We start from the raw sequence: 1,590 nt of genomic DNA on the forward strand, positions 1-1,590 counted from the left end.
AAACCTAGCAATCTGCGCGGCGATTCAAGAAAATGCTCAGTATCGAAAGATACGGAGCATTTTTCGTTATGGCCTACATCCAAGGAGAGTCCCGCAGCCAGACCAGTCTGTTCCCGGTCTCGCTGGAAGAATTGATCCCTGAGGATCACCTCGTTCGTGTCATTGACCTGTACGTCACCAAACTGGATCTGGTGCAACTGGGCTTTGATAAAGCGCTGCCTAAAGGCACAGGGCGCCCCTCTTATGATCCTGCCGATCAGCTAAAACTCTACCTCTACGGTTATTTCCAGCGCATCCGTTCATCACGGCGTCTCGAAGCCGAGTGCCAGCGCAACATCGAAGTTATGTGGCTGATCAACCGTCTCAAGCCGGACTTCAAGACCATCGCAGACTTCCGTAAAGACAACAAACCCGCTTTTATCGCGACGTGCCGGACCTTCGTCCAGTTTTGCCGCACAGCGGGTTTGATCGCGGGTGATTTGGTGGCGATTGATGGCAGCAAGTTCCAGGCTGTTGCGTCCTCGCGGCGCCATACGAGTTTGCAGCGGCTCAAGCACCAGGAGCAGAAGCTGGATAAACGCATTGCCCAGTACCTGGCCGATCTGGATGAGGCGGATAAAACCGAAGCCGACGAGAAGGTTGACCGTAGCGCGATCAAGACGGCTTTGGCGCAACTTGAAATCAGACATTCCAACAACCTGACGTGCCAAGCGCTGATGAAGTCAATGGCGCTTGAGCAATTCAATACCCACGAAGGCGATGCGTGAATGATGCGCACGCACAGTGGGCCGCGGGTCGGGTACAACGTGCAGACCGCCGTGGATGCCAAGCATTGCCTGATTCTGCATCATGAAGTGACTCAGGACAGCGATGATCGCAAGCAGCTTGAACCGATGGCTAAGGCCGCCAAAGAGCAATTGCAGCAAGATGAACTAACTGTCACTGCTGATAAGGGGTATTCAAATGGCAAGCAGTTCCAGGCTTGTGAGGATGAAAACATAACGGCTTATGTACCGCCGGCCCGGTCAAACAACTCCTGCGGCAAGGAGCAGGCGTTCTTCGACCGAACGGTGTTTACCTTCGATGCGTCGCAGGATCGCTATCAATGCCCCATCGGTAAATGGCTGACTTTTAAACAGATCAGCAATAAGGGTCGTATCTACCAGGCGGCGGTCAGTGATTGCGCAAGCTGTCCGTTAAAGGCGCAATGCACCGACGCCCAACGCCGATACATTTCACGCCACGTGCACGAAGAGGCTTTCGAGCGAATGGAACGGCGAATGGAAGCACACCCCGAAATGATGGTCAGCCGAAGATCTATCGTGGAACATCCTTTCGGCAATCTAAAGCAGTGGTTGTTTGGTAACGCTCGCTTCTTGCTGCGACAGCTTGAAGGAACGAGGGCTGAAATGGCCTTGGCGGTGAACGCCTATAACCTGAAAAGAGCGATGAATGTGCTGGGTGCACGCCGGTTGATGGCGTTAATGGGCTGAAAGGCCTTTTTCGTCTGCTGCCCCCCACAAAAACAAACGCCCCGAACAAGTCGGGGCGTTTGTTTTTGCCTTCATCAGGGCGTTTTCACACAGTCTG

General features: G+C 53.6%; 1 pseudogene. It reads left to right on the forward strand.

Going from position 1 to position 1,590, the window contains the following annotated elements:
• Nucleotides 1–68 precede the first annotated feature (68 nt).
• Nucleotides 69–1,493, forward strand: a pseudogene (locus tag MMG91_RS28740) (IS1182 family transposase).
• The last annotated feature ends 97 nt before the right edge of the window (nt 1,494–1,590 follow it).

The organism is Pseudomonas sp. JL3, assembly GCF_031570575.1.
Taxonomy (GTDB): Bacteria; Pseudomonadota; Gammaproteobacteria; order Pseudomonadales; family Pseudomonadaceae; genus Aquipseudomonas; species Aquipseudomonas cucumis.